General features: G+C 71.8%; 28 protein-coding genes. 14 read left to right on the top strand and 14 right to left on the bottom strand.

The window, feature by feature from the left end:
• The first annotated feature begins 7 nt into the window (after nucleotides 1–7).
• The 6 genes from ACIRD8_RS10010 (at nucleotide 8) to ACIRD8_RS09985 (ending at nucleotide 4,917) form a co-directional block, all read left to right on the top strand.
• On the top strand, nucleotides 8–820 hold the full coding sequence (locus ACIRD8_RS10010) for a hypothetical protein (protein WP_403988549.1): 813 nt from the start codon (nucleotides 8–10) through the stop codon (nucleotides 818–820).
• Nucleotides 817–1,641, top strand: coding sequence for a hypothetical protein (locus ACIRD8_RS10005; protein ID WP_403988547.1), 825 nt, complete (start codon nucleotides 817–819; stop codon nucleotides 1,639–1,641). The genes ACIRD8_RS10010 and ACIRD8_RS10005 overlap by 4 nt, the downstream gene beginning before the upstream one ends.
• The gene (locus ACIRD8_RS10000) at nucleotides 1,638–2,522 is read left to right on the top strand and encodes a hypothetical protein (RefSeq protein WP_403988545.1); all 885 of its coding nucleotides are present in this window, start codon (nucleotides 1,638–1,640) and stop codon (nucleotides 2,520–2,522) included. Before ACIRD8_RS10005 ends, ACIRD8_RS10000 begins: the two co-directional genes overlap by 4 nt.
• Before the next feature lie 258 nt (nucleotides 2,523–2,780).
• Nucleotides 2,781–3,353, top strand: a complete 573-nt coding sequence (locus ACIRD8_RS09995) for an FABP family protein (RefSeq protein ID WP_403988543.1) — start codon at nucleotides 2,781–2,783, stop codon at nucleotides 3,351–3,353.
• Nucleotides 3,354–3,459: 106 nt separating this feature from the next.
• Nucleotides 3,460–3,921: a Fur family transcriptional regulator gene (locus ACIRD8_RS09990; RefSeq protein WP_403988541.1), complete on the top strand. Its 462-nt coding sequence runs from the start codon at nucleotides 3,460–3,462 to the stop codon at nucleotides 3,919–3,921.
• A gap of 30 nt (nucleotides 3,922–3,951) precedes the next feature.
• Nucleotides 3,952–4,917 (top strand): YgfZ/GcvT domain-containing protein, encoded by a 966-nt coding sequence (locus ACIRD8_RS09985; RefSeq protein WP_403988539.1) that lies wholly within the window; start codon nucleotides 3,952–3,954, stop codon nucleotides 4,915–4,917.
• A gap of 18 nt (nucleotides 4,918–4,935) precedes the next feature.
• Here the strand turns inward: ACIRD8_RS09985 and dtd are convergent, their stop codons facing one another.
• The gene (dtd, locus tag ACIRD8_RS09980) at nucleotides 4,936–5,385 is read right to left on the bottom strand and encodes a D-aminoacyl-tRNA deacylase (RefSeq protein WP_403988537.1); all 450 of its coding nucleotides are present in this window, start codon (nucleotides 5,383–5,385) and stop codon (nucleotides 4,936–4,938) included.
• Nucleotides 5,386–5,500: 115 nt separating this feature from the next.
• Here dtd and ACIRD8_RS09975 point away from each other — a divergent pair, with 115 nt between their 5' ends.
• From ACIRD8_RS09975 to ACIRD8_RS09965, 3 genes are all read left to right on the top strand, one after another.
• Nucleotides 5,501–6,175, top strand: coding sequence for an ABC transporter substrate-binding protein (locus tag ACIRD8_RS09975; protein WP_403988535.1), 675 nt, complete (start codon nucleotides 5,501–5,503; stop codon nucleotides 6,173–6,175).
• A 52-nt stretch (nucleotides 6,176–6,227) separates the two neighbouring features.
• Nucleotides 6,228–7,205, top strand: coding sequence for an asparaginase (locus ACIRD8_RS09970; RefSeq protein WP_403988533.1), 978 nt, complete (start codon nucleotides 6,228–6,230; stop codon nucleotides 7,203–7,205).
• A gap of 73 nt (nucleotides 7,206–7,278) precedes the next feature.
• On the top strand, nucleotides 7,279–8,535 hold the full coding sequence (locus ACIRD8_RS09965; RefSeq protein WP_403988531.1) for a GNAT family N-acetyltransferase: 1,257 nt from the start codon (nucleotides 7,279–7,281) through the stop codon (nucleotides 8,533–8,535).
• A 32-nt stretch (nucleotides 8,536–8,567) separates the two neighbouring features.
• On the opposite strand, the gene ACIRD8_RS09960 is transcribed toward ACIRD8_RS09965, so the two are convergent.
• The gene (locus ACIRD8_RS09960) at nucleotides 8,568–8,735 is read right to left on the bottom strand and encodes a hypothetical protein (RefSeq protein ID WP_403988529.1); all 168 of its coding nucleotides are present in this window, start codon (nucleotides 8,733–8,735) and stop codon (nucleotides 8,568–8,570) included.
• A gap of 225 nt (nucleotides 8,736–8,960) precedes the next feature.
• Here ACIRD8_RS09960 and ACIRD8_RS09955 point away from each other — a divergent pair, with 225 nt between their 5' ends.
• The 3 genes from ACIRD8_RS09955 to ACIRD8_RS09945 all read left to right on the top strand — a co-directional run bounded on the left by ACIRD8_RS09955 (nucleotide 8,961) and on the right by ACIRD8_RS09945 (nucleotide 11,978).
• On the top strand, nucleotides 8,961–9,851 hold the full coding sequence (locus tag ACIRD8_RS09955) for a GntR family transcriptional regulator (RefSeq protein WP_403988527.1): 891 nt from the start codon (nucleotides 8,961–8,963) through the stop codon (nucleotides 9,849–9,851).
• A 135-nt stretch (nucleotides 9,852–9,986) separates the two neighbouring features.
• A complete protein-coding gene (locus ACIRD8_RS09950; protein ID WP_403988525.1) occupies nucleotides 9,987–10,688 on the top strand; it encodes an HAD family hydrolase in 702 nt (233 codons plus the stop codon).
• A 171-nt stretch (nucleotides 10,689–10,859) separates the two neighbouring features.
• Nucleotides 10,860–11,978, top strand: coding sequence for a phosphotransferase family protein (locus ACIRD8_RS09945; RefSeq protein WP_403988523.1), 1,119 nt, complete (start codon nucleotides 10,860–10,862; stop codon nucleotides 11,976–11,978).
• On the opposite strand, the gene ACIRD8_RS09940 is transcribed toward ACIRD8_RS09945, so the two are convergent.
• Both ACIRD8_RS09940 and ACIRD8_RS09935 read right to left on the bottom strand, forming a co-directional pair.
• Entirely contained in the window at nucleotides 11,959–12,732 is a 774-nt protein-coding gene (locus ACIRD8_RS09940) for an ABC transporter permease (RefSeq protein WP_403988521.1), read from the bottom strand. The two genes, ACIRD8_RS09945 and ACIRD8_RS09940, sit on opposite strands and share 20 nt — an antisense overlap.
• The gene (locus ACIRD8_RS09935; RefSeq protein WP_403988721.1) at nucleotides 12,725–13,693 is read right to left on the bottom strand and encodes an ATP-binding cassette domain-containing protein; all 969 of its coding nucleotides are present in this window, start codon (nucleotides 13,691–13,693) and stop codon (nucleotides 12,725–12,727) included. The genes ACIRD8_RS09940 and ACIRD8_RS09935 overlap by 8 nt, the downstream gene beginning before the upstream one ends.
• Before the next feature lie 109 nt (nucleotides 13,694–13,802).
• Between ACIRD8_RS09935 and ACIRD8_RS09930 the strand changes: the two genes are divergently transcribed.
• Both ACIRD8_RS09930 and ACIRD8_RS09925 read left to right on the top strand, forming a co-directional pair.
• Nucleotides 13,803–14,576 carry a TetR/AcrR family transcriptional regulator C-terminal domain-containing protein gene (locus ACIRD8_RS09930; RefSeq protein ID WP_403988519.1) on the top strand — a complete coding sequence of 258 codons (774 nt, stop codon included), beginning with the start codon at nucleotides 13,803–13,805 and terminating at the stop codon, nucleotides 14,574–14,576.
• Entirely contained in the window at nucleotides 14,573–15,253 is a 681-nt protein-coding gene (locus tag ACIRD8_RS09925; protein WP_403988517.1) for a TetR/AcrR family transcriptional regulator, read from the top strand. Before ACIRD8_RS09930 ends, ACIRD8_RS09925 begins: the two co-directional genes overlap by 4 nt.
• On the opposite strand, the gene ACIRD8_RS09920 is transcribed toward ACIRD8_RS09925, so the two are convergent.
• The 10 genes from ACIRD8_RS09920 to ACIRD8_RS09875 form a co-directional block, all read right to left on the bottom strand.
• On the bottom strand, nucleotides 15,222–16,040 hold the full coding sequence (locus ACIRD8_RS09920; RefSeq protein ID WP_403988515.1) for a phosphotransferase enzyme family protein: 819 nt from the start codon (nucleotides 16,038–16,040) through the stop codon (nucleotides 15,222–15,224). The genes ACIRD8_RS09925 and ACIRD8_RS09920 overlap by 32 nt on opposite strands.
• Nucleotides 16,037–16,660, bottom strand: a complete 624-nt coding sequence (locus ACIRD8_RS09915) for an HAD-IA family hydrolase (RefSeq protein WP_403988513.1) — start codon at nucleotides 16,658–16,660, stop codon at nucleotides 16,037–16,039. The genes ACIRD8_RS09920 and ACIRD8_RS09915 overlap by 4 nt, the downstream gene beginning before the upstream one ends.
• A complete protein-coding gene (locus tag ACIRD8_RS09910; RefSeq protein ID WP_403988511.1) occupies nucleotides 16,657–17,142 on the bottom strand; it encodes a pyridoxamine 5'-phosphate oxidase family protein in 486 nt (161 codons plus the stop codon). Before ACIRD8_RS09910 ends, ACIRD8_RS09915 begins: the two co-directional genes overlap by 4 nt.
• Nucleotides 17,143–17,168: 26 nt before the next feature.
• On the bottom strand, nucleotides 17,169–18,530 hold the full coding sequence (locus ACIRD8_RS09905; RefSeq protein WP_403988719.1) for an MFS transporter: 1,362 nt from the start codon (nucleotides 18,528–18,530) through the stop codon (nucleotides 17,169–17,171).
• 232 nt (nucleotides 18,531–18,762) lie between these two features.
• A complete protein-coding gene (locus tag ACIRD8_RS09900; RefSeq protein ID WP_403988509.1) occupies nucleotides 18,763–19,251 on the bottom strand; it encodes a MarR family winged helix-turn-helix transcriptional regulator in 489 nt (162 codons plus the stop codon).
• A 50-nt stretch (nucleotides 19,252–19,301) separates the two neighbouring features.
• Nucleotides 19,302–19,637 (bottom strand): deoxyxylulose-5-phosphate synthase, encoded by a 336-nt coding sequence (locus ACIRD8_RS09895; RefSeq protein WP_403988507.1) that lies wholly within the window; start codon nucleotides 19,635–19,637, stop codon nucleotides 19,302–19,304.
• A 118-nt stretch (nucleotides 19,638–19,755) separates the two neighbouring features.
• Nucleotides 19,756–20,349: a DinB family protein gene (locus tag ACIRD8_RS09890; RefSeq protein ID WP_403988505.1), complete on the bottom strand. Its 594-nt coding sequence runs from the start codon at nucleotides 20,347–20,349 to the stop codon at nucleotides 19,756–19,758.
• Nucleotides 20,346–20,864: an ATP-binding protein gene (locus ACIRD8_RS09885; RefSeq protein ID WP_403988503.1), complete on the bottom strand. Its 519-nt coding sequence runs from the start codon at nucleotides 20,862–20,864 to the stop codon at nucleotides 20,346–20,348. Before ACIRD8_RS09885 ends, ACIRD8_RS09890 begins: the two co-directional genes overlap by 4 nt.
• A gap of 68 nt (nucleotides 20,865–20,932) precedes the next feature.
• On the bottom strand, nucleotides 20,933–21,766 hold the full coding sequence (locus ACIRD8_RS09880; protein ID WP_403988501.1) for an NAD(P)H-binding protein: 834 nt from the start codon (nucleotides 21,764–21,766) through the stop codon (nucleotides 20,933–20,935).
• Nucleotides 21,767–21,897: 131 nt separating this feature from the next.
• The gene (locus ACIRD8_RS09875) at nucleotides 21,898–22,563 is read right to left on the bottom strand and encodes a TetR/AcrR family transcriptional regulator (RefSeq protein WP_403988499.1); all 666 of its coding nucleotides are present in this window, start codon (nucleotides 22,561–22,563) and stop codon (nucleotides 21,898–21,900) included.
• Between the last annotated feature and the right edge of the window lie 9 nt (nucleotides 22,564–22,572).

Here is a 22,572-nt window from a genome sequence, read left to right as displayed (position 1 = left end):
ACCCCTTTTGGAACCGAACGACACCATTTCCGGCGCGCCCGCCGAGCCGCCGGCCACGGCACCCGCCGAGCCGCCCGCCGCATCCGTACGCCCGCGCCCACGGGGCCGTACGACGCTGCTCATCGCCGCCGCGGCCCTGCTCGGCATCTCCGGTGGCACGGCGATCGGCTACGGCATCCAGGCACAGCGGCCTCCGTCGCAGTTGCCCGCGCTGTCGCAGACGGAGCTGGCCTACCCGGCGAAGCCGCTTCCCGCGGACAAGGTTCCGGCCCCGCTGCCCGCCTCCCAGGACCACCAGGTCGCGACGGACGGCGATCTGCGCAAGCTGATCATCGACCGCCCGGCGGGCTGGAGCGAGAACAAGGACGCCGACTGGCTGGACGACGGCTGGATGAGCGTGGGGGACCTCGCGCGCGACTTCACCCACGACGACTCCACGTACGAGTACTTCCTGGAGTCCGACATACGCCGCATCGCGGGGGCGTCCTGGAAGAAGGGCGCACATCGCGAGGCGGCGATCCGTCTCGTCCAGTTCTCCTCCGGGGCGGACACGGCGGCCGCAGGCTTCGCCGACGGCCAGCGCTCGTACATGCCCGAAGCACGGGGTGCGGGCAACGAGGGCGATGCGGTCAAGGGGAGCGGCGAGGGCCGCTACTACGTCTACGGCGTCGACCGGAAGCCCGGCTATCTGCCCTTCTACCGGGCCAGGGCCGTCATGCACCGCGGCGACATCATGATCGAGGTCAATCTCTACGACAACCGGCCGATCAGCAAGAAGGACATCCGGACGCTGGCCGAGCGACAGCTGGAGCGCGTGTGAACGACATGACCCCGCCCGAGCCCTCCGGCGCGGCACCGCTCCCCGGGACGCCCGACACCCCGGACGCCCCCTCGCGGTCCCGCCGGGCCCGGCGGATCCTGCTCACGGCCCTCCCCCTCGTGCTGGTGCTGGGCGCAGTCGGAGGTGCCGCCGGCTACACGAAGGCCACGGTGGACGGTGCGGACCGCACCGTGGAGACCACCATCTGGAAGGTGTCCGAGCGTGAGCCCGGCAAGGACCCTGCGGGGGACACGAGCCGTGGCAGGCACGACACCGAGCTCAGCAAGCTGCTGCTGCCGGTGCCCAAGGGCTACCGGCTCGGTCCGGACGACGGTGAGCACGGCAACGACGACGAGGTGGACGGCAGGCGGGCCGTCGCCGCGATGAAGGAGTCCAGCCGAGGGCTCGCGGGCAAGAAGCGCCGGGAGTACGACAAGCAGATCGACAAGCTCCGCGTGCAGGGCCTCGCTCTCCGGTCGTACGTCTCCGAGGACAACGACCTGGAGGTGCACGCCGAGATCGTGCGGATGAAGGACACCGGCGCCGTCCGGAACTTCTACACCTTCCAGACAGAGCTGTTCGACCTCGTCGGAATCTTCCGCGACGGCCCGAAGGTCAAGGGCCACACCCGCAAGGCGACCTGCTACCTGCAGCCCAAGGACAGCGACAGCGGCATCGAGGACATGGTGTGCGCGGCGTACGACGGTGAGCTGAGCATCACCTACCGGGCGACCGGCATCAAGCCCGTCGACAAGGCGGCCGTCGCCGAACTGCTGAAGGACCAGCTGGACCACATCACGTCCCCGGGGGAGTACATATGACCGAGCAGACGGCCCCACCGGCCGACGTGACCGCTCCCGCCCCGGCCACCCTCCCGCCGGTGCCGCAGGACCCGCCGCCTCCTCCCGCGCAGGAGGAGGACCCCGGGCCCGCCGCGCCCCGCCCGCCGCGCCGCGTCCTGCGGGCCGTCCTCCGGTGGACGGCCGCCGTGCTCGTCATGGGCGGGCTGGGAGCCGGCACGGTCGCCGGCATCACGTCGATGAAGCGCACCGACGTACCGGGGCTCGCCACGCGGGACGACGGGAGGTGGGACTACCCGGCACTGACCCTGCCCGCCCTGCCCGCCGGCGCGCCCCGTCCGTTCAGCGACTCCAACACCGCGGAGGTCCACCACGCGGACCTGCGGCGCCTGCTGCTGCCGGCGCCGGCCGGGGCCACGGTGGACAAGGAGCTCGACGGCGGCTGGGTGGACACCGCCCGGTTCACCGCCGAGTACGGCAAGGGCGACCGGGCCGTTCTCGACCAGCACCTCAAGGACTCCGCCCTGCGGCACACAGCCGCCCGCGGCTGGACCATGCCGGACGGGACGTCGTCCCGGATCTATCTGCTCCAGTTCAACTCGGTGGCGTACTCCACGGCCTTTTACGACGAGCTCTACGGGGACGACTCGCTGCCGCGCCCCCTCGCCGGGACCACCGAGCCCGTGTTCGACGAGGACTGGACGTCCACGGCCGGGGCGGAATTCACCACGGCGCACGTCTACTCCGTGCCCGAGCCCCACGGCGCCGAGCAGGTCCGCTACGCCTACGTGCTGGCCGGGGACACCGTCGCCCTGGTCGTCCACAGCCGCAAGGGGAAGGCGGGCACGGAAACCGTTCCGTTCCACCAGACGCTGATCCTGCAGAACCAGCTCCTGGGCTGAGCCGACCGGGCCCGGGGGAAACCCCGGGCCGCCGTGCCGGGCCCCCACCCATTAGGCTGGAGGCCCGGCCGCTTGCTGCCGTCATGTCGTTCGTTCCGAGGAGCTCCCGTGCTTGAGGCTTTCTTCTCCGCCCTGCTGGTCCTGGTCTGCGTCGGCGTGCTCGCCTTCGCCGCCGTGACCGTGAAGAAGCTGTACCAGGGCCAGCGCTGACCCTCGCCGAACACCTTCCGACACCCTCACAGATCGTCTGAGCCGCTCATGATCGAGATTCCGTCCGACCTTCACCCGGACCTCGTGCCGCTGGCCTTCCTCCTCGGCAACTGGGCGGGTGCGGGCGTCTCCGACTTCCCCGGCGCCGAGAAGTGCAACTTCGGCCAGGAAGTCACCTTCAGCCACGACGGCCGCGACTTCATCGAGTACGTCTCGCACTCCTGGGTGCTGGACGCCGAGGGCAAGCAGGTCAAGCCGCTGGAGTCCGAGTCCGGCTACTGGCGCGTCGACAAGGACCGCAAGGTCGAGGTCGTCATGGTCCGCGACCAGGGCATCGTCGAGGTCTGGTACGGCGAGCTCGCGAAGCAGAAGCCGCAGATCGACATCGCCACCGACGCGGTGGCCCGCACGGCCGCCTCCGGCCCGTACAGCGGCGGCAAGCGCCTCTACGGCTATGTGAACAGCGACCTGATGTGGGTCGGCGAGAAGGCCACCCCCGACGTGGAGCTGCGGCCGTACATGTCGGCGCACCTGAAGAAGGTCGTCACCCCGGAGGAGGTCGCCGAGATGGCGAAGAGCCTCGGGGACATGCCGGACGACGGCATCGCCTTCTTCAAGTAGACGGTCTTCAAGTAGGCGGTCTTCAAGTAGGCGGTCCGCTTCTCCGAGTGGACGGTCCGCCGGGATCCTCGGCCTGCGGGTGCTCGCCCCGCCCTACACTGGGCGTGTGGTGAGCACCGACTGGAAGACCGATCTTCGGCAGCGTGGCTACCGGCTGACGCCTCAGCGTCAGCTGGTCCTGGAGGCCGTGGACACCCTGGAGCACGCGACGCCCGACGACATCCTCAGCGAGGTGCGCAGGACGGCGTCGGGTGTGAACATCTCCACCGTCTACCGGACCCTGGAGCTCCTGGAGGAGCTCGGGCTGGTCAGTCATGCCCACCTCGGGCACGGCGCGCCGACCTACCACCTCGCCGACCGGCACCACCACATCCACCTCGTCTGCCGTGACTGCACGAACGTCATCGAGGCCGATGTCGGTGTGGTCTCCGACTTCACGGCGAAGCTGCGGGACACGTTCGGCTTCGAGACGGACATGAAGCACTTCGCGATCTTCGGGCGCTGTGCCGACTGCGCGGCGAAGGCGGCGGCGGCCGGACCGCAGGACGAACCCGGCAGCGCCCGGTAGACCGGGACGCACGGGTCGTACGCTGGTCGCATGAAGAGCCCCTTGCTGTCCCTGCCCGGCGCCGTCCCCGCCGAGGGGCGCGACGAAGGCGTCGCCGCGCACTACGGCGACCTGTTCCGTGAGCAACGCGCACTGGCCGACGGCGGAGGTCTCGTCGATCTCTCGCACCGCGCGGTCGTCACGGTCACCGGCGACGACCGGCTGGCCTGGCTGCATCTGCTGCTCACCCAGCACGTCAGCGACCTCGCGCCGAACCAGGCGACCGAGGCGCTGATCCTCTCCGCCAACGGGCACATCGAGCACGCCCTCTACCTGGTCGACGACGGTACGACGGTGTGGATGCACGCCGAGCCGGAGACCCAGGGGGAGCTGATCGCGTACCTGGAGTCGATGAAGTTCTTCTACCGGGTCGAGGTCGCCGACCGCACCGCGGACATCGCCGTCGTGCACCTCCCGGCCGGCTCCATCGCCGAGGCCCCGGCCGGTGTCGCCGTACGGGAGACGCCGCACGGCCGCGACCTCTTCCTGCCCCGGGCCGACCTGGAGGCGTACGCCGCCGCGCACGGCCCGGTGGCCGGGATCCTGGCGTACGAGGCGCTCCGCGTCGAGGCGCACCGCCCGCGGCTGGGCTTCGAGACCGACCACCGCACCATCCCGCACGAGCTGGGGTGGATCGGCAGCGCCGTGCATCTCCAGAAGGGCTGCTACCGGGGGCAGGAGACGGTCGCCCGTGTCCACAACCTGGGGAAGCCGCCGCGCCGTCTCGTCTTCCTGCACCTCGACGGCAGCGAGGTCCATCTGCCCGGCCACGGGACGCCGGTCCGGCTCGCCGCAGACGGCGAGGAGGGCCGCCAGCTCGGCTTCATCACCACCTCGGCACGCCACCACGAGCTGGGGCCGATCGCCCTGGCGCTGGTGAAGCGGAACGTCGCGGTGGACGCGGAGCTGATCGCGGGTGACACCGCGGCGGCCCAGGAGACGGTCGTCGAGCCGTAGACGCGCCGGAGAGGCCGTCTACACCTCGACCAGCACGGTGAACGGGCCGTGGTTCGTGAGCGTGACGCGCATGTCCGCCCCGAACCGGCCCGTCTCCACCTGTGCGCCGAGCGCGCGCAGCTGGGCCACCACCTCGTCGACCAGCGGCTCGGCGACCTCGCCCGGCGCGGCGGCGTTCCACGTGGGCCTGCGGCCCTTCCTGGCGTCCCCGTAGAGAGTGAACTGCGAAATGACCAAAAGCGGTGCATTCACGTCCGAGCAGGACTTCTCGCCCTCCAGGATCCTCAGGGTCCACAGCTTGCGGGCGAGCTGTGCCGCCTTCTCCGCGGTGTCGCCGTGAGTGACTCCCACCAGCACACACAGGCCCTCGCCGACGATCTCGCCGACCGTTCCGGTCCCCGACGCGTCGTCCGCGGCGCCCGCCACGGTGACGCTCGCGCCGTCCACTCTCTGTATCACTGCACGCATACAGACCAACCTATCTTGGGCTGAACGGGTACAGAGCACCTGCGTGAACACCCTGCGTAGTGGCACCATGCACGGTGTCGGTGTGCCGACGCACCGGTCGAGGGGACGGAACATCATGACGACACAGGGAACCGGGCCATCACCCGGTGCCGTACCAGGGACACGTACAGCCGCCGGTCTGCGGCCGCCGGTGCAGCGGACCGGTACCCCACCGGGCCAGCTGCCCGCCCCGCCCGTGCAGCTGCCGGGCGCGGTGTCCGTGCCGGGGCAGACCGGGGGCGGTGCGGTCGAAGGACTGGCCTCCGTACGTCCGCAGCCCGGCTTCGGCGGACTGCGGCTGCCGGAGCTGCGCACCCTGCGCCGTGACGCACAGCGCGACGAGGCGGACCTCAGTTACGTACGCCGTCTGGTGCAGGGCCGGATCGACATCCTGCGGGCCGAGCTCGCCCGCCGGGTGGACCCCGAGTCGCCCGTGGTGGACCGGCTCTCGGAGATCCTCGCCGACACCCCGTCCGTCCACCGCTCCTCGGCCCGGCACGTCACCCTCACCACGCCGCGCAGCGACGAGTACCGGCAGCTGGCGGCGGACACGCTCGCGGAGGTCGAGCTCTCCGACCTCGACGCCCGGACGGACGAAGAGCTCCTCACCGCCATGGGACGGCTCGTCCGCTACGAGCAGCAGGTGTCCAGGCGCCGCCACCGGCTCCAGCGGACCGTCGACGATTGCAGCGCGGAGATCGCCCGCAGGTACCGTGACGGGGAAGCACAAGTAGAGGACCTGCTCGCCTGAGGCGACCCTTCCGGGGGCGGGTCACGCCCGTCCCCGGAAGGCCACCCACCCCATGACCTCCTCCATAGCCTCCTTCTCCTCGCCGTCGTCCGTGCCCCCGGTGCTCGCCGAGGTCGTACGGTCCGGTTTCACCGAGGGCCACCACCGGGGGTCGCTGGTCGTCCTGGCCGCGGACGGGAGCGTCGAGTTCGCGCTCGGCGACCCGGCGGCCCCGGTCTTCCCGCGCTCCTCCAACAAGCCGATGCAGGCCGCCGCGATCCTGCGGGCCGGGCTCGACCTCTCGGGGGAGCGGCTGGCCCTGGCGGCCGCGAGCCACTCCGGTGAGGGCTTCCACCTCGAACTGGTCCGCACGATGCTCGCCGAGCACGGGCTGAAGCCGGACGACCTGCAGACGCCGCCCGATCTGCCGCTGGACCCGGTCGAGGCGGAGGCGTACCTCGCCGCCGGGGGCGTGCGGGAGCCGCTCACCATGAACTGCTCCGGCAAGCACGCGGCGATGCTCGCCGTCTGCGTACGGAACGGCTGGGACACGGCGACGTATCTCGACCCGTCCCACCCGCTCCAGCGGCTGGTCGGCGAGGTCGTGGCGGAGGCGGCGGGCGAGCCCGTCGCGGCGATCGGCACGGACGGCTGTGGGGCGCCGCTGATGGCGATCGGCCTGGTGGGTCTGGCCCGTGCCTTCCGGTCGTTCGTGCTGGCGGAGCCGGGCAGTGCGGAGCGCCGGGTCGCGGACGCGATGCGGGCGCACCCGGAGTACGTCGCGGGGACACGGCGGCCGGACACCTGGCTGATGCGGGAGGTGCCGGGCACGCTCTCCAAGATGGGCGCGGAGGCGGTCCAGGCGGTGGCGCTCCCGGACGGCCGGGCCCTGGCCTTCAAGATCGACGACGGCTCCGTCCGCGCCCTGGGCCCGGTGCTGGCCCGCTCCCTCGAACTGCTGGGCGTGGACGCCCCGGTGGTGTCCCGCATCGGGCGTGCGCCGCTGCTGGGCGGCGACGCGGAGGTGGGCGGGATCCGGGCGGCGTTCTGAGCGGGGGTCCCGGGCAGGAGCGGGCCGGAAAAGCGCGCGACATCCCGGACGCGTCGTGTCTAGCGTGGGCCGTATGAGCCTTGATCCGCATACCGTCTCCGCAGCCGAATTCCCCGACTGGATGCGCGCCGTGGGGACCGGTTTCCTCCGGGCGTCGGCTTCGGTGCCGGCGGAGGAGGAGGTCGCGGTGCGCCTGGAACACACCGATCTCTCCCGTGTCCAGGGGGTGTTCGACGCGGGGCGCTGTGTGGCGACCTTCCGGTCGTTCGCGCAGGAGCTGACCGTCGTCGGCGGCGCGAAGGTCCGGGCCGACGGGATCACGGGCGTCACGGTCACCCCGACGCACCGCCGGCGCGGGCTGCTCAGCCGGATGATGGCGAGGGACCTGGCGGCGGCGAAGGAGCGCGGCGACGTGGTCGCCTCGCTGATCGCGGCCGAGTACCCGATCTACGGGCGGTACGGATTCGGGCCCGGCTCCTGGACCACCGAGTGGGAGATCGACGTCCCCCGGGCGGGCCTCGACCCGCGCGCCCGGGTCCCCTCCGGGGCGGACGGCGGCCGGATCGAGCTGGTGGACGGCGCGGACGTACGGAAGCTGGGCCCCGAGCTCCACGCGCGTCTCGCCGCACGGCAGCACGGCGTGGTCTCCCGGGACGAGCGCTGGTGGCAGCGCAACACCGGTGTGGACATCCCGGCGTCCGAGACATGGACGGAGCCGTTCTACGCGGTGTACCGGTCGGCGGACGGCGATACGGACGGGCTGATCGCCTACCGCGCCGACGACAACTGGGGCGACCGCAAGCAGCCGCTGAACAAGGCGACGGTGGTCGACATGCTCGCGACGACCCCGGCGGCGGAACGCGCCCTGTGGCACTTCGTCTGCTCCATCGACTGGATCACCACGGTCCGCTCGGGCTACCGCGCCCCCGACGACCTCCTCCCGCTGCTCCTCCCGGACCCGCGCGCCGCCCGCGTCGTGACCCAGGCGGACTGGCTGTGGCTGCGCGTCCTGGACATCCCCCGCGCCCTTGAGGCACGGACGTACGCGACCGACGCCGCCCTGGTCCTGGACGTCCGGGACGGGACAGGCCTGGCGAGCGGCCGCTTCCTGCTGGAGGTCTCCCCGTCCGGCGCCTCCTGCGTGCCCACGAAACGGGACCCCGACCTCATGCTGGACGTGGCGGAACTGGCGGCGCTCTACCTGGGCGACGAGTCCCCGGTGCGGCTGACGGCGCTGGGGCGGATCGACGAGCACCGCCCGGGAGCGTCCGCCAGGGCGGAGGCGGTGTTCCGGACGGCGCGGCGGGCGTGGTGCCCGGACGTGTTCTGACGCGTTCGTGTCCTGACGTGTCCTGACGGGTGTCAGAGGGCTGTACCCACCACGAGGACGGCGAGGAGCACCGCCCCGGCGGTGGCGCACTGTCCGCTGCCGGACTTCAGGCCTCCTATCAGCAGCGAGGCGGCGAAGGTGCTCATGACGCCGAATTTCCATTCCAGGTACCGCTCGACGGCGAAGATGACGATTGGCATGGCGGTCCCTCCTGAGGAGGTGGGGAGCCAGGGCTCCGGGAAGCGGCCGATGCGCGAGCTGTACCCGTACGGCGTTGGACGGGGCAGCCATGAACTGGGTTACGTACGGGGGGGTGTTGGTCAAGTTGGTCACCAACCCCCTTAGGATTGTCCCCACTTGGTCGGTGGTAGTAACCAACGCGCGAACATCTTCCGCCAGATGGCAAGAAGTTGTAGCGTTCTGTTGTGACCCCTGAGCGCACAGCGACGAACGGCGCCGGAAGGCCCTCCGCCGAACAGGTGGCGGGCATCCTGCGCACGCGTATCCACACCGGCGAACTGCGGGCCGGTGATCACATGCCGACCCAGGCCGAACTCGTCCGGGAATTCGGAGTCCAGCGCGGCGCGGTCCGGCGCGCGCTGGAGCACCTGAAGGCGGAGGGCCTGCTCACCGACGTGACCAGGGGAGCCCCGGCCCGTGTCGCGGGCCCGCTCCCGGCCACCGGCCCGGCCGACGGCGAGGAGCCGCAGCAGACGGCGGCCGGCCTGGGACCGCGGATCCTCGCGGCGTTCGACGAGCCCGACGTGCGCATCGACGCGCTCTGCCTGACGGCGGAGTCCCTGGCACTGGCGCTGGCGGAGCCCTTGCAGCGGATACGGTCCGGCCGCATCGCCCCGCGCTCGGTCAAGGTGCGCATCCTGCTGCCCGACCGCCATCTGGAGCTGGCCTTCCCCCGGCCGGCCGACGACGCCGGCGACACGAGGCAGGTCCATGAGCGCTGGCTGGATCTGCGTAACGTCCAGGGCGCCTCTCTGCGGCACAATCTGCTGGCGCTGCGCAGCACGCGCGATCTCGATGTCGAAGTGACCTTCCGGGCGCTGCCGTTCACCCCTCCCGTGAAGATCTACCTCCTGAACGGGAAGGAGGCGCTGTTCGCCTACTACACCGTCACCAGGCGCGCGGAGCAGATCGACGGCAGGCCGGTGGAGCTGTTCGACGTGCTGGGGAGCGACTCGACCCTCTTTCCCTTCACCGGAGAGGGCGGGGTGCGGGACGAGGCCTTCGTCGCGGAGTCGGCCGGGTGGTTCGACGGCCTGTGGACCACTGTCGCGACAGAGCTGAAGCTGAACAGGTGACGCGGGAGCACGGTTCCCGGAATGCTGCGGTGGGGTGCCCGGGCACTATGAGGGTGTGGACGCGGGCCCCTGCGCGGTTCCGTGCTCTCGCGCGTGCCCCGCACCTGCCCGCAGTCCCCCCACGGACGGAGCGTCGTGACCCGACCGCACGTGAGCGACCCGTACGCCCTGCTCCTGTCCGCCACCTGCGTCCTCTTCGACTTCGACGGGCCGCTGTGCAGGCTCTTCCCCGGCCGGAAGGGCGTGGAGGTCGCGCAACGGCTCTCCGGGAGGCTGGCGGAGTTCGGCCATGACCCCGTGTCGGTGGCCGCCGGAGTGGAACGCGGCGATCCGCTCGGCGTGCTGGTGGAGGCCTGGAAGCTGTTCCCGGACGACCACGCCCTGCTGACCGCGCTGGACGACCTGCTCACAGCCGAGGAGGAGGCCCTGGCCGCGGACGAGGCCGTACCGACCGAGGGTGCGGCCGAGCTCGTGCGGGCGCTGGAAGCGGCAGGCACACGCCTGGCGGTCACGACCAACAACTCACGCCGCGCGGTGACTGCCTACCTCGCCCGTCAGGGCCTGGTCTCCTGTTTCGGCGGGCACATACACGGGCGTACGGCTGACCCCGCGCGGCTCAAGCCGGATCCGGACTGCCTGCACCGGGCCCTGGAGTCGACCGGCGCCTCCGCCGCGGACGCGCTGATGATCGGTGACTCGGCCGCCGACCGGCTGGCGGCGGGCAAGGCCGGGGTGACTTTTCTCGGGTACGCGGAGGACACCAGGAAGTACGAGGAACTCCACGGCGCGGGCGCGGACGTGAGTGTCCGTACGTTCACCGGGCTTCTCGAACGGTGAGTGGGCGGCGTTCGGCGCGCCACGACGAGCGGGGCGGGCCCACCGCGCGGCCGGGCGGAACGGCCGGCCGAAACGGTCGGGTGACGGCGGTGTCAAATTCCCGCGTCCCGGCGATCAACGGGGTATCTTCCTCGTCAGTTCCTGAGTTCCGCATCCATGAGGCCGCCGCTGATGACAGTCGACGTACAGTCCGAGGTCTACCGGGCTGCGGCGGACAGAGCCGGACTGGAGTACGGCGACCGGGCGATCGAAGGCCCGCTGCGGGGACACCACCACGAGACGTACGTCATTCCGCTTCCGCCGGGGAACACGCTGGGTGCCGTGTCGCGGCGCGGCAAGGTGCGGGAGCGGCGGCCCGGGCTGTTCGGGTACGACCGGCGGTGCTTCCGCTCCGAGGAACCGCTGCTGGCGGCCCTGCAGGGGCGGGTGCAGAGGATCCCGGAGATCATCGAGGTCGCGCCCGGCGTCCTGCTGCAGGGCTTCGTCGAAGGGCGCACGCTGGGCCGCGGTGTGCTGCCGAGCCGGCCGCTCTCGCCGCGTCATGGCGACCAACTCGGCCAACTTCTCGCCGAGATGGCGGCGATCAAGTCCGGTGAGATCGATGTCGAGCAGATCTGCCATGCCGAGGACCTTGCCGAGGAAGGGGACTGCGCAGGTTTCCTGGACCGGCTGATCCACTTCACGTACGAGCGCGTCTACCAGGAGCACGGTGCCCCGTACCACGGCCTGTTCGAACAGCTGGGTGTGGACGGCACCGCGCTGGAGAGCATGGTGGAGCGGGCCGGGCGGCTGGCGTCCCGGCCGTTCACCCTGGTCCACGGTGATCTGCACCGTGCCAACTTCATCGTCGACCGCCGGGGCGATCTGTGGACCATCGACTGGGAACTCGCCCTGTTCGGTGATCCGCTGTACGACCTGGCGACCCATCTGCACCTGATGCGCTATCCGGAGCGGGAGCGGGAACGGATCTGCCGCATCTGGCAGTCGTCGGTGGAGAGCGCCCGGCCGGACGCCACCGCCGGGTGGCGGCAGGATCTGCCCGTGCTGCTCGCGTACAAGCAGGCCCAGTCCGTGTACACCGACGTCATCCGGGGTGCTCTGGCGCTGGAGCAGCAGGGCGGCAAGCTGAACTGGCGCAAGCTCCCCCGGGTCGCGCGGCGGGTGCAGCTGGCGCTGGCCGGGGCGCAGGAGGTTCCGGGGATGCCGGCCGCTCCCACGCTCCGGCAGGTCGCGAGTGCCTACGCGCAGTGGTTCGGGACGCGCTCCCGCGTCACCGCGTCCGCACCCTGAAGAGCACCCCCGACAGGGCCACGGCCACCAGCAGGATCCCGCCCGCCCAGGCGAGCGCGGTCCAGGGGGCGTTGCCCACCGGCTGGTCCAGCAGGAGGGTGCGGAGGGATTCGATGGCCGGGGTGACCGGCTGGTGGTCGGCGAAGCCGTGGAGCCAGCCGGGCATGCTGTCGACCGGGACGAACGCGCTGCTCGGGTAGGGCAGGAAGGACATGAAGAAGGTGAAGCCGCCGGCCGCCTCCGGGGTGCGGGCGAGCAGGCCGATCGCCGCCGAGATCCAGGACAGGGCCACGATGTAGGCGATGAGCACCGCGGCGACTGCGAGCCAGCCGGCCGGGGTGGCGGCCGGGCGGAAGCCGATGAGCAGGGCGACGGCGAAGACCAGCGTGGTGGAGACCAGGTTGCGCACGGTGCTCGCCACGACGTGGCCGGCCAGGATCGGCATCCCGCCGATGTCCAGGGAGCGGAAGCGGTCGATGATGCCGCCCTTCATGTCCTCGCTCACGGCCACCGCGGTGGTGGCCGAGCCGAAGCCGGCGCACAGGAACAGGACGCCGGGGACGACGTACATGACGTACGAGTCGTACTGCGTGCCCGTGTCGATCGCGCCGCCGAAGAAGTACACGAAGATCAGCATCAGCATGATCGGCAGCATCATCGAGGTGATGACGGCGTCGATGTTGCGGCGGCTGATGAGCAGGCTGCGGCCGGTCATGACCGTGGCGTGGGTCAGGGCTCCAGGGGCGTCAGACATGGGACGGTGCCTCCGTCTTCTCGGTGGTGAGGGCGAGGAACACGTCGTCGAGGGTCGCGCTGTGCAGGGAGAAGCGGTCGACGTCGGTGCGGTGCGGGTCGGTCTCGTCGAGCAGGGCGCGGATGTGGGCGGCGGTGCCGTCCGTGGGGATGCCCAGGGTGAGGGTCTCGGGGGAGTGGTGGACGGCGCGGCCGGCGAGCCTGAGGTAGGCCTCGCGGCTGCTGAGGACGAGGTCCAGACGGTGTCCGGCGACGCGTGACTTCAGCTCCTGCGGGGTGCCCTCGGCGGCGCAGACGCCCTTGTCGAGCACGGTGATGCGGTCGGCGAGCTGATCCGCCTCCTCCAGGTACTGGGTGGTGAGCAGCACCGCGGCCCCCCGGCCGGCGAGGTCGCGGACCACCTGCCAGAGCTCCCGGCGGCTGCGGGGGTCGAGGCCGGTGGTGGGCTCGTCGAGGAAGAAGACGCCCGGCTCGGGCGAGCCGACAAGCCCCGCCGCCAGGTCGAGGCGGCGCCGCATGCCCCCGGAGTACGTACGGGCCTGGCGGCGGGCCGCGTCGGTGAGGTCGAAGCGGGCGAGGAGTTCCTCCGCACGGGTCCGTGCCTGGGCGCGGGTCCGGCCGGAGAGCCGCGCCATCATGCGGAGGTTCTCCTCGCCGGTCAGCGTCTCGTCCACGGCGGCGAACTGCCCGGTCAGGCTGATGGCGCGGCGCACCCGGCGCCGGTCGGCGACGACGTCGTACCCGGCGACGCGCGCCGTGCCGGAGTCGGCCGTGGTGAGGGTGGCGAGGATCCGCACCGTCGTGGTCTTGCCCGCGCCGTTGGGGCCGAGCAGCGCGTGGATCCCGGCGCGGGGGACCCGGAGGCCGAAGCCGTCCAGAACCCGGACCCCGGTCCCGGGCTTTCCGTAGGACTTGGTCAGGCCGTGCGCCTCGATCATGACGTCGTTCATGGCTGTGCTCATGGCTGAGCTCATGACGATCCCCCTTCTGCGTATGTCGTACGCGCTACTGTGTAAGCATTACGCAAACCTAGGATGGTGGCAAGCCATTACCGGGAAAGGGCGGCTTCGGGTGACGGAGAACAGCAGCGCGTCGGGTGGTACGGGCCTGCCGGCCAGCATCGAGGCCGCGTGGGGACTGCGTGAGCGTCCGGTCAAGGGCCCGAAGCCGGGCCTGACGCTGGACCGCATCGTCGCCGCGGCCGTGGGGGTCGCCGCGGCGGAGGGGCTCTCCGCCGTCTCGATGGGCCGGGTCGCCAAGGAGCTGGGCGCCTCCACGATGTCGCTCTACCGCTACGTCTCCGCCAAGGAGGAGCTGTACGTCCTCATGCAGGAGGCGGCCATGGGGGTTCCCGAGCCGCTGCCGGCCCTGGAGACGGGGGCGGGCTGGCGGGAGGCGCTGAGCCAGTGGGCGTGGGCGCAGCGCCGGATGTTCCAGCGCAGCCTGTGGTCCCTGCGCATCCCGATCTCGGGCCCGCCGGCCAGCCCCCACTCGGTCGCCTGGTGGGAACAGGGCCTCCAGGCGCTGGAGGGCAGCGGACTGGCCGAGGGCGACAAGATCTCCGTCATCCTCTTCGTCTCGGGCTTCGTGCGGAACGAGGCCCTGCTGATGAGCGATCTCGCCGCCGCCGTCGAGGCGAAGGGCGTCTCGCCGGAGGAGGTGATGGCGCAGTGGGAGCGGACGGTGCAGCGTCTCGTCGACCCCGTCCGTCATCCGGCGCTGTCCAGGCTGCTGACCACCGACGTCCTGAGCGAACCCGACGAGGCCGACTACGAGTTCCGGTTCGGCCTGGAGCGGGTCCTCGACGGGGTCGAGGCACTCATCGCGAAGGGTGCGCCGTCATGAGCCAGGGTGTGCGGGACGGCGGGAGCGGCAGCGGGAGCGGCGGGAAGGGCGGCCTGCGCGAGCGCAAGAAGCAGCTGACCTACCAGGCGGTCTCCGAGGCCGCGATCGCGATGTTCCTCGAACGGGGCTTCGACAAGGTCTCGGTGGCCGAGGTGGCGGCGGCGGCCGACATCTCGAAGCCGACGCTGTTCCGGTACTTCCCGGCCAAGGAGGACCTGGTCCTGCACCGGTTCGCCGACCACGAGGACGAGGCGGCCCGCGTCGTCGCCGGCCGGCCGGACGGCGTCTCCCCCCTGGACGCGCTGCGCCGCCACTTCCTGGAGGGCCTGGACCGCCACGACCCGGTGACCGGGCTCTGCGACAACCCGCACGTGCTGGCCTTCCACCGCCTGCTCTACGGAACCCCGTCGCTCGTCGCCCGTCTGTACGGCTACCAGGGCCGTTCCGAAGCGGCGCTCGCCCGCGCCCTGGACCCCGGCGGCCCGGTGGCGGCGCGGCTCGCGGCGGGTCAGATCATCGCCGTACTGCGGATCCTGGCCATGGAGAACTGGCGGCGGGTGGACGCGGGGGAGAGCGCCGGCGAGGTGCACGGCGACGCGGTGGCGGCGGCCGGCCTGGCCTTCGCACAGCTGCGGGACGGGCTGGTCATCGCTGCTCCCGGAGGAGCCGTTCGGTGAGCACGGCGCGGTTCGCGGCGAGCCATGCCTGGTGGCGGTCCCAGCGCTCCCAGCCGCCGCGGTCCGCGAGCGCGCGTACATGGACGGGGCTGCCGTCGCGCACCCGCCGCTCGGTGAAGGCGCGGGCCGCCGCGGCGGCCTGTTCGATCGCCGGGACAAGCCCGGCGCGCTCCTCCGCCGTCAGGCCGTAGCCGTCGGCGAGGACGCGGAGCCGGTGCGCCGCGCCGGGGTCCTCCCCGGACAGCCGCACCCAGTAGCGGGCCGTTGTCGCGACGTCCCAGAGCGGGCGGCCGGGCGCGGTCAGGTCGAAATCGATGAAGGCGGCGGCGCGGCCCTCGCGGAAGACCACGTTCTCCGGACAGATGTCGTTGTGACAGAGGATCAGGGCGGTGTCCGGCTCCGATCCGGCTTCGGGGTCGGCTTCGGGGTCGGCCAGTTCGGCCGGCCACCGGACGGTGCGGTCCACGGGCAGGGATGCGGAGGCCCGGTGCAGCCGCCGCAGCAGGACGGCCACCGAGTGCAGCGCCTCGTCGGTGAGCGCCCAGGAGGGGAAGGGCGGAAGCGGTACATCGCCGGGGAGGTAACTGAGCCGTTCCCGCAGGCCGTCCTCACTCGTCCCCAGCGGGGTGGGAGCCCCGTCGAAGCCCGCCGCGGCCAGTGCCCTCAGGTGGGCGTGCAGGACCGGGGCGTGGGGCAGGGCAGGCCGCTCGACCGTGTCCCCGCGGCGGACGACCGCGCCCACGTTGGTCATGCCGCCGTGCAGGATCTCTTCCTCGTCCTCGCTCATGCCTCTCCCGGAGTGATGCCGAACGGCCCGTGCAGGTCGGACGGTTCGCGGAAATGTACTCCGGTCATGCCGAGCGCGACGGCCGCATCGACGTTCTCGCGGCTGTCGTCCACGAAGAGGCACCGGTCCACCGGCACCCCGGCCCGTGCGGCGGCGATCCGGTAGATCGCGGGATCGGGCTTGGCGACCCCCTCGACGGCGCTGCTCACCACGTGGTGGGCCAGGTCCGTGAGGCCCAGCGCGGCGAGGTCGTCGGCCAGCCGGGGCGTGGCGTTGGTGACCAGCACCAGCGGTACGCGCGCCCGTATCCGGCGGAGCAGGGCGACCACCGCCGTGTCCGCACGGAACGGCGCCTCCGCGAGCGCCCGGCCCAGCTCCCGGGCCTTCGCCTCGCCGACCCGGTCGGCGAGGGCGCGCGCGACGGTCTCCGCCCACTCCTCCAGGGTGATCCGGCCCAGGAGGAGCGGGAGGTCGGTCTCGGGGGCGTACGCGATGTCCTCCGTCGTGCCCTCCGGCAGACCGGCCGCCTGCTCCAGTGCGGCCAGGTGCGTCACGTCGTAGAAGCGGACCACGTTGTCGAGGTCGCAGAGCACGGCGTCGAAGGCCAGGTCGTGGGTCACTGTCCGGCCGCTTCGACGTCCAGGGCCGCTCCGTACAGCCGGGAGACCCGGAGGCGGATGACCACGCGGTGTTCGGCCACCGCCTGTTCCAGAAAGGCCCGTTCTTCCTCGGGGGTGTCGAAACCCGGTGTCAGGGAGAGCAGTTCGCGTCCGACGGCGTCGCCGGGCAGCGTGGTCGGTCCGGATACCTCCGCCAGGCCCTCGGCCACGGCGAACGACCAGACGTCGCCGCCGTGGACATGCAGCGAGGCGTGCGGATTCCGGCGCAGGATGCGGGTCTTGAGGCGGTCCTCGGTGGAGGAGACACGCAGGACGCGCTCCTCGGCGTCCCAGCGGTACAGCACGGTCGACAGGTGCGGATGGCCGGTGGAGCGGACGGCCCCGAGCACGCCGAACTGCTGATCCCGCAGGATCCGGGAGAGTGCCTGGTCGGTGAGGGTGCGGGGCGGGGGGCCGCTTCTGGTCTCTCCGGTGGTGTTCACGGTGTGCGCCTTTCGGAGCCGGTGGTTCAGGGGCGTGCGGAGCGGGCGGGCGTGGGGCGCAGTACGAGGAACGCCACGGCGAAGGCGGCGACGAGCAGTCCGGTGCCGACGGTGAACGCGAGCTGGTAGCCGCCGGTCAGGGCTTCGGCCCGGCGGTGGCCGGCGTCCAGCAGCCGTTCGGTCCGGGACGCCGCCAGTGTGGTCAGCACCGCGACGCCGATGGCCATGCCGATCTGCTGGGTGGTGTTGAAGACCCCGGACACCAGCCCGGCGTCGTCCTCGCCCGCACCGGACATCCCGAGGGCCGTCAGCGCGGGGAGCGCCAGCCCGAAGCCGGCCGCGAGGAGCATCACGGGGAACACGTCGGTGAGGTACCGCGCGTCCGTGGGGATCCGGGTGAGGAAGCCGAGGGCGCCGATCAGCAGGACGATCCCGGTCAGCAGCACGGCGCGTTCGCCGAACCGGGCGTTCAGCCGGGCCGAGACGCCCAGGGACACGCTGCCGATGACGACGGCGGCGGGGAGCATCGCGAGGCCGGTCTCGGCGGCGCCGTATCCGAGGACGTTCTGCAGGTGCAGCGCGACGATGATCTGGAACGAGAACAGCGCGGCCACCATGAGGGCCTGGACGAGGTTGGCCCCGGCGACACTGCGTGAACGGAGGACGCGCAGGGGCATGAGCGGGGTCCGGGCGGTGGCCTGGCGGACGACGAACCCTCCGAGCAGCGCGAGGGCGACCGCCCCGAGGCCGAGGGTGGGGGCGGAGACCCAGCCGTACTCCTCGACCTTGACCACCGTGTAGATCCCCAGCATCAGACCCGCCGTGACGAGGGCGGCTCCGACGACGTCGGCCCCGGCGGCGAGCCCGATGCCGCGGTCGGCGGGCAGGACCCGGCGGGCGACCAGCAGGGCGACCACTCCGATCGGCAGGTTGATGAAGAAGATCCAGTGCCAGCTGAGGGCGTCGGTGAGGATTCCGCCGAGCACCTGACCGATGGAGGCGCCGGCCGCCCCGGTGAAGGAGAACACGGCGATGGCCCTGGCCCGTTCGCGGGCCTCGCCGAACAGGGTGATGAGGATGCCCAGGCCGACGGCGGCGGCCATCGCGCTGCCGACCCCCTGGAGGAAGCGGGCGGCGATGAGCAGCGCGGGAGTCGTGGCCGCACCGGCCAGCAGGGAGGCGACGGTGAAGACGGCGGTGCCGGCCAGGAACATGCGGGTGCGGCCGAGCAGATCGCCGAGCCGGCCCGCGAGCAGGAGCAGGCTGCCGAAGGCGATCAGGTAGGCGTTGACCACCCAGCTGAGCCCGGCGGAGGTGAATCCCAGGTCGCGCTGGATGGTGGGCATCGCCACGGTGACGATCGAGCCGTCGAGGGTGAGCGTGAGCATCCCCGAGGCGATCACCGCGAGCGCGAGACCGCGGTGGCGGGCCGCCGGGCCGGGCGTGGGCGGCGGTGTGGAAGGAGTGGGCGCGGAAGGAGTGGGTGCGGAAGGAGTGGGCGCGGACGTGTCGCGCGGGGCATCAACAGCCATCGGTCTTCTCCTGTCGGACGGGTCGACAAGAAAGACCGTAACAGATGGTTTTGTTGCAGACTATATTTAACGGTCCGGTCCGGAGTGGTTACCTCTGCCCCTGGCGCGCCCGCCGGACCGGCCGGGGGCTCTCCGAGGGGGTGGCCAGATGGTCCGTGGCCAGCTGGTTCAGTGCGCGCAGCAGTACTTCGCGGTCGCCTTCGGGGAGTGACCCCAGGGTCTTCCGGTGCACGCCGTCGACGATCTCCTGGCTCCGTGCGGCGACCCGGGCGCCCTCCTCGGTGACGGCGATGATCCGCGCCCGCCGGTCATGGCTGGAAGGGCGACGTTCGGCGAGCCCCGCGCTCTCCAGGGCGTCCACGGTCACCACCATCGTGGTCTTGTCCATGTCGCCGATCTCGGCGAGCTGGATCTGGGTGCGCTCCTCCTCCAGGGCGTGCACCAGCACGCAGTGCATGCGCGCGGTCAGCCCGATCTCGGCGAGTGCCGCAGCCATCCGGGTGCGCAGGACGTGGCTGGTGTGGTCGAGGAGGTAGGACAGGTCGGGCGCCGTACGGGCGGGGGTGAGGGCGGTCATGCCGACCAGCGTAACAATTCGTACCGTGGCAGATCGTCCGTAAGGGGACGTTACTGCGCCGGCTCGGTCCTGACCAGGGCCTTCGCGAACGGCTCCCCGGTGCGCTCGGCGTACGCCATCCGCTCCTTCACCTCGCTCAGGGTGCGCGGGCGGTAGCCCGGGCCGTCGCAGCAGCCCATGTGGAAGCGGACGCCTGCGTTCAGCAGTACGGAGAGGGTGCGCCAGGCGGCGGTGTCCCGCCGCTTCGGCGGCGCGAAGGCGGACCCGACGTGGATCAGCGCCCCGGCGCACCGGGGGCAGACGCGATGCTCCCGCTCCCTGTCGTAGGGCTGCTTGTACGAGCCCCGGCAGGGCAGGCAGACGTACGCGGTCTTGGAGGGCGGCATGCGGACAGAGTAGGGCGCGCGCCCCGGCCGTTCGACCGGTTTACGCAGGAGGCCGCTCAGGCGCCGCAGCCCCCGGGTCCCGGGGGCTGCGGTGAGAGGGCGGGGAGATCCGTCGGCGTCAGGCGCGCCCGTCGGCCTCGCGGGCGGCGCGCTCAAGCCGGCTGCGGTGCTCCTCCCACCAGGCCGCGTCGCCCGGCGGGATGCTGTCGTTGCCCTCGTTCATCCCCACGGCCCCGTCGATGAGTTCGCGGAGGATGTCGGCGTGCCCGGTGTGCCGGTGCGTGTCGGCGATCACGCGGACCACGGCGTGATGCAGCGTCACCTCGGCCCGGTGGCTCGGCCACCACGGCACCCGGCCGACCGTGTCCAGCGGCAGCGCGTCGATCGTGGCGTCCGCGTGGGCCCAGGCCCGGTGATAGAGGTCCACCATCTGTTCGCGTGACTCGTCGGCCGTCGCCCACATGTCCGCGTTGGGCTCGGCCCCCTCCTCGACCCACGGCAGCGGCTCGCCGGACGGCCGGCCGAAGGTGTCGCCGAGGTAGCCCAGTTCCACACTGGCCACGTGCTTGACCAGGCCGAGGAGGTTCGTGCCGGTCGGCGTCAGCGGGCGTCGGGCGTCGTACTCGGAGAGCCCTTCGAGCTTCCACAGCAGGGCGTCCCGCGCCGACTGCAGGTAGAAGTGGAGGTCGGCCTTGGCGTCGGGCAAGGTCATTTGACGGCCTCCGCGATCCGCAGGGCGGCCTCGGCGGGCGTGAGGTGCGTGGTGTCGACGACCTCGGCCTCCTCGTGCAGCCAGGTACGGGCCGCCTCGGCGTAGGGCTCGAGGTATTCGAGGCGGAAGGCGGAGGGGCCGAGATCGGTGTCCCCCTCGATGCGCCCGCGGAGGGTGTCCTGGTCGGCGTGCAGGACGAAGTGCCGTACGGGAACGGAGTGCCGGGCGAGGCCCGCGCTGATCTCGCGCCAGTACTCCTCGACCAGGACGGTCATGGGCATCACCAGGGTGCCGCCGGTGTAGTCCAGCACATGGCGGGCGGTCTCGACGACCAGCGGCCGCCACGGCGGCCAGTGCTGGAAGTTGCCCGTCCACGGCAGCCCTGGCGTGATGTCCATGAGCATCTCGCCGACCTTCTCGGCGTCGAACACCCGTGAGTCGGGAAGGAGCTGCTGCACGAGCGCGGCGGTCGTCGTCTTGCCCGCGCCGTGGGTGCCGTTGAGCCATACGATCATGGCTCGACGCTAGCGCTGTGCGGGCCGCAGGAACAGGGCCCCGTGCCGGACGGCTGGGCGGGGGCGGCTCAGCGGAAGGCGGTGGCGTTCTCCGCGGCCCACTGCCGGAACGGCCGGGCCGGGGCTCCGGTGACCTGCGGAACCGTGTCGCGCACCGCCAGCAGCTCGTCGTTGACGTCTCCGCCCGTGACGTCGAGCACCGCGTCCGCGGCCTCGGCCCCGAAGACCGCGGCCATCTGTGCGTGGGCCTCCCGGCGGCTGATCCCGGCGAAGGGCACCTCCCGGCCCAGTGCTGCCGCGATGGCCTCGGCCTGGTGGCGGGCCGACACCGGCTCCGGACCGGTCAAGGCGTACGTGCGCCCCCGGTGGCCGGGCTCGGTCAGCGCCACCCGTGCCACCGATGCGATGTCCGCGGGGTGGATGGTCGGCAGCGCCGTGTCCGGGTAGGGCGCGTGGACGGTCTCGTGGCCGCGGACGGCGGCCGCCCACATCAGGGTGTTCGAGGCGAACTGGGTCGGCCGCAGGATCGTCCAGGCCATGCCGCTGTCCTTGAGCAGTTGTTCCACCTCCAGGTTCTCCTGGGCGGGGCCCAGGTGCGGATGGGTCTGCGCGGTGATCGAGGACACCAGCACCACGTGCTCCACACCCGCGAGCCGGGCGGCTTCGACGACCTCGGCGTCCGGGCCCAGGCGCGATACGAGAAACAGCGAACGCACGCCCTCCAGCGCGGGCTTCAACGAGGCCGGATCCGCGAAGTCGCCCTCCACGGCCTCGACGCCTTCGGGGAAGCCGGCACGCGCGGCGTCACGGGTGAGCCCTCTCAGCGGCCCGGCACCGTGTGCGTGCAGCTCCTTCAGCAGTGCACTGCCTATGTTTCCGGTGGCTCCGGTCACGAGGATCATGCGCGTTCTCCCGTCGTCAGGTGATCGACCGGGAGACACGCTAGAAGCTCGATCGCGCTTGAGGTCAAGGAGCCGCGGACGGGTGCTTCAGGGCACGTGCCCGTTCCCGGCGGGCTGAACGGCGACGCGGGTCAGTCGCGGGGCAGCACGCCCAGGAGGGTCGCGGTCAGCGCCGACTTCAGGTACTCGCTCAGCTCCAGATGGAAGCGGGCCAGGTCGGGCTCGGCCTCGTAGGCCGCCTGCAGGCTGGGCGGGGGCGTGCTGTACGCCGACAGCGCGCCGGCCATGACCATGGTCTGCAGGCTGAACAGTGTCGCGTTCCCGCCCAGCTCCGGCAGGTACGTCCGGATCAGGGCGGTCATGGTCGTCAGGCGGTCCAGGGAGGCGCGCTTGTAGCGTGCGACGACCTCGACGGAGACGTTGTGCTCCAGCACGCCGCCCTGTGCGCCGAAGAGGTCGCACAGCACCCCCCGGTCCGAGAGCGACCGGCTGAGGATCCCGGCCACCGCCGCCGCTCGCTCGGTCATGGGCTGTTCCTCGTCGACGCCTACGGCCAACTCGTCCGCCAGTTCCGTCAGCCATTCCTGCAGGAAGCGGTCCAGCAGTTCCAGCAGCACCGCCTCGCGGGACTCGAAGTAGCGCAGCACGTTCGGCTTCGCCAGGCCCACCCGGCGGCTGAGCTCGTTCAGGGTGACCGCGGCCACCGGCATCTCGTCGAGCATCGCCGACGCCGTGTCGAGGATCGCCCGCCGGCGGATCTCCCGCTGCTCTTCGGTTCGCGCCCGCTGGAAAGTCACGGTCGCCAG

This window comes from Streptomyces sp. NPDC102451, assembly GCF_044765485.1.
GTDB lineage: Bacteria > Actinomycetota > Actinomycetes > Streptomycetales > Streptomycetaceae > Streptomyces.
The sequence above is the reverse complement of the archived record's forward strand: the minus strand, read 5'-3'. Positions and strand labels throughout refer to the sequence as shown.